Origin of the sequence: Piscinibacter sp., assembly GCF_050175855.1 — a bacterium.
Lineage (GTDB): Bacteria > Pseudomonadota > Gammaproteobacteria > Burkholderiales > Burkholderiaceae_C > Piscinibacter.
This window is the reverse complement of the sequence record NZ_JBFXIO010000292.1, coordinates 1-6792: the sequence shown is the minus strand read 5'-3', so window position 1 is coordinate 6792 and position 6792 is coordinate 1. Positions and strand designations below refer to the sequence as shown.

Sequence of the window (6792 nt, the reverse complement as noted above, 5' to 3'; positions counted from 1 at the left end):
CCAGGACCGCGTGCTCGAGCTCTGGGCCGCTGCGGGCAAGAACCCGCCGCGCTCGCTCGGGCTGATCTCCGCCCAGGGCGCCACGGTGGTGCGCCGCGCGCAGCTGCCGACCGGTACCGACCACCTCGCCGTCAGCCTGGAGCCGCCGGGCGGTTCGCCGACCGGCGCACCCACCGGGCCGGTGCTGGCCGTGGGCAACCTCTAGGGCCCGTTCGCACTACGGGGAGGCTCGCGTGACTCGGCAAACGGGCGCCCGCAAGGCGCACGGCGCAGCCCAGGCTGGCTGCCTGGGCAAGAGGTGCAACGCGGCGGGCGCCTGTTTGCCGAGATCACCCTGCGGGCCGGGGTACCCCAAGGTGCTGGGCGACGTTGCGCCGCTGGTCCAGGCGGCCTGCCTGGGCGGCGCGCCGCGCCTTGCCCAGCACCTTGGGCCACCCCGGCGTGAGCCTTCCCGTAGTGTGAACAGGCCCTAGCGCCTCAGCCGGCGCTGCGCAACGTCACGCTGAAGGTCGAGCCGGCACCCGGCGCACTGCGCACGGTGATGTGGCCGCCCATCAGCTCGACCAGGGCCCGTGTCACCGCCAGGCCGATGCCGACACCCTCGATCGGGCCGCGCGCCTGCGCGCCGCGCTGGAAGGGCTGGAACAGGGTGCCCAGATCCTCGGGCGCAATGCCGACGCCGCTGTCGATCACGTCGATGCGCACCTCACCCGCAGCCGCCGCCAGCGTCACCTCGACGCTGCCGCCGCGCCGGTTGTACTTGATCGCATTGCCCAGCAGGTTGAGCAGCACCTGGCGCAGCCGCGTGGCGTCCGCCATCACCGGGCCGCCAGCCTGGCCGGCCACCGGCAGCAGCGACACGCCCGCCGCGTCGGCCTGCGGACGCACCAGTTCCACGCACTCGGCGATCAGCGGCCACGGCGCCATGGGCACCAAGGCCACGGCCATCTGGCCCGACTCGATGCGCGTCAGGTCGAGCAGCTCGCTGATCATCTCCAGCAGGTGGGCCCCGGCCTCGCGGATCAGCGCCACGCGGCGGCGCTGCTGCTCGCTCAGCGTCTCGCGCTCGTCGATCTCGAGCAGCTGAGCGAAGCCGAGCACCGCGTTCAGCGGCGTGCGCAGTTCGTGGCTCATGCGCGAGAGAAATTCGGTCTTGGCGCGATTGGCCGCCTGTGCCGCTGCCGCGTCGGCGCGCGCCCGCTGCAGCTCGTGCAGGTCACTCACGTCCTGGATGTAGCCGTGCCACAGCAGCGTGCCCTCGGGCTCGCGCTGCGGCGTGGCCAGCACGTTCACCCATCGCGGCGCGGCATCGCGGTGGACCAGGCGGAACTCGCAGCGCCAGGGTCGCAGCATTCGCGCCGCCTCGAGCACGCCCTGCCGCACTCGCTCGAGGTCATCGCGGTGGATCAGCCGGAATACCGCGGTCGCGTCGCGCGTCAGCTCGGCCGGCGGCAGGCCAAGCATGTCGATGACGCTGTCGCTGATGTACGGGAAGCTGCCGCGCAGCGGATCGCTGGCGGTGCTGCGGTACTGATAGAGCAGGCCCGGCACGTGGCGCGCCAGCTTGCCCAGCCGTTCGGCCAGTTCCAGCGCGGCGCCCTGCGCCTGGCGCCGCTGGGTGATGTCGGACAGGGTGCCGACCGCGCGCAGCGGCTCGCCGTCGGCGGCACGCTCGATCACCCGCCCGCGCTCGGCCAGCCAGCGCCACGAGCCGTCCTTGCAGCGTGCGCGGTACTCATGCTCGTAGATCGGTGTCTCGCCGCGTGCATGGCGCAGGTAGGCCGCGTGGTTGGCGTCGAGGTCGTCGGGGTGGATCAGCGCGTTCCAGGCGATCTGCGAGTCGGCGATCTCGCCCGGTGCATAGCCCAGCAGCGCCGCGCTGGCGTCGGTGCTCGACAGGCGGTCGTTGCGCACGTCCCACTCCCACACCGAGGTGCCGGCGCCGAGCAGCGCCTCGCGCATCAGCGCTTCGGTGATGCGGCCGCGCGACTTCATCGGTCGGCCAGCGCCTCGCGCAGCGCCGCCTCGACGCGCTGCGGCGCCACTTCGCTCAGGCAGCGGTAGTGGCCGAAGCGGCACTGCCGCTCGAAGCAGGGCATGCAGTCGAGCTTCAGCTCGTCCTTCAGCCACAGCACCCGCGCCCGCGGGTTCAGCGGCGGCGTGTGCTCGGGGCTCGTCGAGCCGAATACCGCCACCTGCGGCAGCCCGAAGGCCGCCGCCACGTGCATCAGCCCGGAATCGTTGCTGACCAGGCCGCGCGCGCCGGCGATCAGCGCCATCGCGTCGAGCAGCGAGGTCTCGCCGGCCATCACGCGGCAGGCGCCCGGCGCGGCCTCGGCGATCTCGCGCGCCAGCGCCGCCTCCTTGCCCGAGCCGAGCAGCAGCACCGGCAGGCCGTCGCGCTCGTGCAGGCGGCGGGCGAGCTCGGCGTAGTGGCCGGCCGGCCAGCACTTGGCCGGGCCGTACTCGGCGCCGGGCGCGAGGGCCCAGTAGCCGCCCGGCTCGACACTCGCACGGCGCGCCGAGCCACCGATGACGGCGCTGTCGAAGGCCAGCCTCGGCCGCTCGTCGCCGCGCAGCGGTTCGCCGGCCAGGGCGGCGTAGAAGGCCACCATCGGCGGGCGGCCGGCGGGGTTGGGCAGTTGCCGGTTGAGCAGGCCCCAGCGGCCCTCGCCGCGGTAGCCGATGCGCTTCGGAATGCCGGCGAACCAGGGGATCAGCGCCGCCTTGATGGAGTTCGGCAGCACGTACGCGGCGTCGAAACGGCCGCGCAGCGTGGCGGCGATGCGCCGCCGCGCCGCCCAGTCGAGCCGGCCGTGGGCGAAGGGCAGCTCGATCACCTCGCGCACCTGCGGCATCGCGCGGTAGACCGGCGCCACCCAGGGCAGGGCGGCCACGCAGAGCTCTTCGCCACGTGCCGCGAGGAGCGCCAGCAGCGGCTCGCTCATCACCGCGTCGCCGATCCACTGCGGCGCGATGACCAGCGAGCGGTTCATGAAGCCAGCAACGTCAGTGCGCGTGCAGCTTCTCGCCGGCCTTCAGCCGGTAGACCGTGCCGCAGTAGGGGCACTTGCCCTCGCCGGTGGTGGCCACGTCGATGAACACGCGCGGGTGGCCGCTCCACAGCGTCATCTTCGGGTTGGGGCAGAAGACCACGCCCTCGCCCTGCAGATCCTTCGCGGTCACCTCGACCACGGCCTTGGCTTCGCTGCTCATGATGTTCAGACCTTCGTCAGCCACTCGGCGTACTTGGGGTTGCGTCCGTTGACGATGTCGAAGAACGCGCTCTGGATCTTCTCGGTGATCGGCCCGCGCGAGCCGCGGCCGATCTCGATGCGGTCGAGTTCGCGGATCGGCGTGACCTCGGCGGCGGTGCCGGTGAAGAAGGCCTCGTCGCAGATGTAGACCTCGTCGCGGGTGATGCGCTTCTCGACCAGCTTCAGGCCGAGGTCCTGGCAGATCGCGAAGATGGTGTCGCGGGTGATGCCGTTGAGCGCGCCGGCGGAGAGGTCGGGCGTGTAGACCACGCCCTTCTTGATGACGAACAGGTTCTCGCCCGCGCCTTCGGAGACGAAGCCGGCCGAGTCGAGCAACAGCGCCTCGTCGTAGCCCTCGTCGGTGGCTTCCATGTTGGCGAGGATGGAGTTGGTGTAGTTGCTCACCGCCTTGGCCTGCGTCATCGTGATGTTGACGTGGTGGCGCGTGTAGCTGCTGGTCTTGACGCGGATGCCGCGCTTGAGACCCTCCTCGCCGAGGTAGGCGCCCCAGGCCCAGGCGGCCACCATCAGGTGGATGGTGTTGCCTTTGGGGCTGACGCCGAGCTTCTCCGAGCCGATCCAGGTCAGCGGGCGGATGTAGCAGCTCTCCAGCTTGTTGGAGCGCACCACCTCGCGCTGCGCGTCCATCACCTGCTCGACGGTGAAGGGGATCTTCATGCGCAGGATCTTGGCGCTGTTGAACAGCCGCTCGGTGTGCTCGCGCAGGCGGAAGATCGCGGTGCCGCCGGCCGTGTTGTAGGCCCGCACGCCCTCGAAGGCGCCGCAGCCGTAGTGCAGCGTGTGGCTCAGCACGTGGATCTTGGCGTCACGCCACTCCACCAGCTGGCCATCCATCCAGATCTTTCCGTCGCGATCGGCCATCGACATGGCGGCTCTCCTGTTTTGCCCGAACCGGCGATTTTACGGCGCGGGTCGGTCGAGCTCGAAGCCGGCGAGCTTGCCGTTGACGAAGTGCAGCCTCACGGTGCTGCCGCCGTCGTCGGTCCAGGCCCAGTCGTCGTCACCTTCGCCGAGCCTGCGGCCGAGGCTGCGCGTCAGCGCCACCACCTGCAGCATGGTCAGGCCCGGTTTCAGCTTCGCATGCAGCATCACCGCGCTGTCGACATGGCCCACCGGCCGCTGCGCCGTACCGCGCATCACCCGCAGCGTGCGGCTGAACTGAAGCAGCAGCCAGAAGACCACCACGGTGAACGCGAACAGCACGCCCTGCCACCCGTACTGCTGCCAGGCGAGGGCGACGAACAGGGCGGCCAGCGCCCAGCCGATCCAGGGATTCATCGTCGCGTTCAGCGCTCCGGCTTGACGGCGCCGCAGCTCGCCGCCAGCCAGCGGCTGCTGCTCTCCACGCGCATGTCCATCGGCCGCCCCTCGGACTGACCCTTGCCGGTGTACACCGAGGTCCAGGCGCGCGGACCCTTCATCGTCATCGTGCCCAGCATGTCGCCGGTGAAGCCCTGCGGATCGGCGCAGCGGCCCTTGAACTGCAGGGTCGAGCCGCTCATGCTCATCTGCTCGAACTTGCAGCCCGGCATGTCCTGCTCCATCTCGCGCAGCCGGGCCTTGGAATCGGACCAGTCCGCCAGGCTCTTCGCGTCGATGCACATCTGGTCGGTCTCGGCGGGCGCGCCGGCGCCCTGCGCCTTCATCGCCTCGGCCATCTGCGCGCGCTCGGCCGGCGACAGCGATTTCATCATCGCCTCCTGGGCGGCGCGCATGTCGGCGAGCATGTCGCGGCCGTTGACGGTGATCTTGGTGCGCGTCTCCCACAGCCCCAGCTCGGGCTTGGGGCTGAGCTGGGCCAGCGCCGGCGAGCTGCAGGCACACAGTGCGATCGTGAAGAAGAGAGGGCGGCGGACGATCATGGCGGGCTCCCTGGTTTTGGAGCGGCGCAGGATATCAGCCGGGCTGCGGCGGCGAGGCCTGCGCGTCACGCTCCCAGCGACCGACGCGCCCTTGGCGCAGCGCATCGGCCCAGTCGCCACGGCCCTGAGCCTCGGCGCGGCGGGCCGCCGATTCCCAGTCGTAGGCGATGGCGCGCAGCTCGATCTGCCACTCGGCGCCCCGCCGCGTGAGCAGCGCATAGCGCGCATGCGGCGTGCCGTTCTCGACCACGTGCGGCCGCGGGTGGCCGTCGTCGTAGGCCTGCAGGCCGACGCTGCCGGGGTTGACGACCAGCCGGCCGTCGTGCAGGCGCAGGGCGCGCGGCACATGGGTGTGGCCGCACAGGATCAGGCCATGGCGCACGCCGCCGGCGCGCTCTGCCACCTCGGCCGGCGTTGCGGCGCGCAGGCCCGGCTCAGCCGGGCCGCGCCAGCCCTCGGGTGTCACGGTTTCGAGGAAGTAGCGCAGGTCGCTGTCCGGCGTGCCATGGCAGCAGTACACGCCGTCGGCAGGCTCCATCGTCGCCGGCAGCGAAGCCAGCCAATCGCGCTGCGAGGCCGTGATCGCCTCGGCGGCGAAAGCGTCCGACGCCCCCATGCGCTCGCGCGGCAGCGTGAGCAGCTGGCGCTCGTGGTTGCCGCGGATGGTCGGAAGGTCCAGCGCCATCAGCCGCTGCGCCGTCTCGGCCGGCCACAGCGGGCCACTGAGGATGTCGCCGAGGTTGAGCGTCAGCTCGGCGCCGCTGGCGGCGATGTCGGCCAGCACGGCCTCGAGCGCCGGCAGGTTGCCGTGCACGTCGGAGATCACCGCGATGCTCATGGCCCGGCCCTCACAGGCTGCGCACGAGGTCGATGGCTTCCTCGATGCGCTCGACCGCATGGATGGTGAGGCCCTCGATCGCCTTCTTCGGCACATTGGCCTTGGGTACGACCGCCACCGAGAAACCGAGCTTGGCGGCCTCCTTCAGGCGCTCCTGCCCGCGCGGGGCGGGTCGCACCTCGCCGGCCAGGCCGACCTCGCCGAAGGCGAAGAAGCCGCGCGGCAGCGGCTTCGCGCGCAGCGATCCCTGGATGGCCAGCATCACCGCCAGGTCGGCCGCCGGCTCGCTGATGCGCACGCCGCCGACCGCGTTGACGAACACGTCCTGGTCGAAGGCGGCGATGCCGGCATGGCGGTGCAGCACCGCCAGCATCATCGCCAGCCGGTCGCGCTCCAGGCCGACCGACAACCGCCGCGGGCTCGGCCCGCCGGCATCGACCAGCGCCTGGATCTCCACCAGCAGCGGCCGCGTGCCCTCCAGCGTGACCAGCACGCAGGAGCCGGGCACCGGCTCGCCATGGGTGGACAGGAAGATCGCGCTCGGGTTGGCCACGCCCTTGAGGCCTCGCTCGGTCATCGCGAACACGCCGATCTCGTTGACCGCGCCGAAGCGGTTCTTGATCGCCCGCACGAGGCGGAAGCTGGAGTGCGTGTCGCCCTCGAAGTACAGCACCGTGTCGACGATGTGCTCCAGCACGCGCGGCCCGGCGAGCTGGCCGTCCTTGGTGACGTGGCCGACCAGGATCACCGTGGTGCCGCTGGCCTTGGCGGTGCGCGTGAGGTGCGCCGCGCACTCGCGCACCTGCGCCACCGA

General features: G+C 71.5%; 8 protein-coding genes and 1 pseudogene. 1 reads left to right on the top strand and 8 read right to left on the bottom strand.

Annotated elements, in window-relative coordinates; translation table 11 throughout:
- Positions 1-205 (top strand): anti-sigma factor domain-containing protein (locus AB7U92_RS19175; protein WP_428580617.1); only part of this gene is annotated, 205 nt, incomplete at its 5' end.
- A 272-nt stretch (positions 206-477) separates the two neighbouring features.
- On the opposite strand, the gene AB7U92_RS19170 is transcribed toward AB7U92_RS19175, so the two are convergent.
- The 8 genes and pseudogenes from AB7U92_RS19170 to AB7U92_RS19135 form a co-directional block, all read right to left on the bottom strand.
- Positions 478-1995, bottom strand: a complete 1518-nt coding sequence (locus AB7U92_RS19170; protein WP_428580614.1) for a PAS domain-containing sensor histidine kinase — start codon at positions 1993-1995, stop codon at positions 478-480.
- Entirely contained in the window at positions 1992-2996 is a 1005-nt protein-coding gene (gene waaF, locus AB7U92_RS19165) for a lipopolysaccharide heptosyltransferase II (protein WP_428580611.1), read from the bottom strand. Before waaF ends, AB7U92_RS19170 begins: the two co-directional genes overlap by 4 nt.
- Positions 2997-3009: 13 nt before the next feature.
- Positions 3010-3216: a zinc-finger domain-containing protein gene (locus AB7U92_RS19160; RefSeq protein ID WP_428580620.1), complete on the bottom strand. Its 207-nt coding sequence runs from the start codon at positions 3214-3216 to the stop codon at positions 3010-3012.
- 5 nt (positions 3217-3221) lie between these two features.
- Complete coding sequence (locus AB7U92_RS19155; RefSeq protein ID WP_428580608.1) at positions 3222-4145, bottom strand: branched-chain amino acid transaminase; 924 nt, start codon at positions 4143-4145, stop codon at positions 3222-3224.
- Between the two features lie 33 nt (positions 4146-4178).
- Positions 4179-4556 carry a hypothetical protein gene (locus AB7U92_RS19150; RefSeq protein ID WP_428580606.1) on the bottom strand — a complete coding sequence of 126 codons (378 nt, stop codon included), beginning with the start codon at positions 4554-4556 and terminating at the stop codon, positions 4179-4181.
- A gap of 8 nt (positions 4557-4564) precedes the next feature.
- Complete coding sequence (locus AB7U92_RS19145) at positions 4565-5140, bottom strand: DUF3617 domain-containing protein (protein ID WP_428580603.1); 576 nt, start codon at positions 5138-5140, stop codon at positions 4565-4567.
- 34 nt (positions 5141-5174) lie between these two features.
- On the bottom strand, positions 5175-5978 hold the full coding sequence (locus tag AB7U92_RS19140) for a metallophosphoesterase family protein (RefSeq protein WP_428580600.1): 804 nt from the start codon (positions 5976-5978) through the stop codon (positions 5175-5177).
- A 10-nt stretch (positions 5979-5988) separates the two neighbouring features.
- Positions 5989-6792: pseudogene (locus AB7U92_RS19135) on the bottom strand (DNA repair protein RadA); the annotation flags it as partial.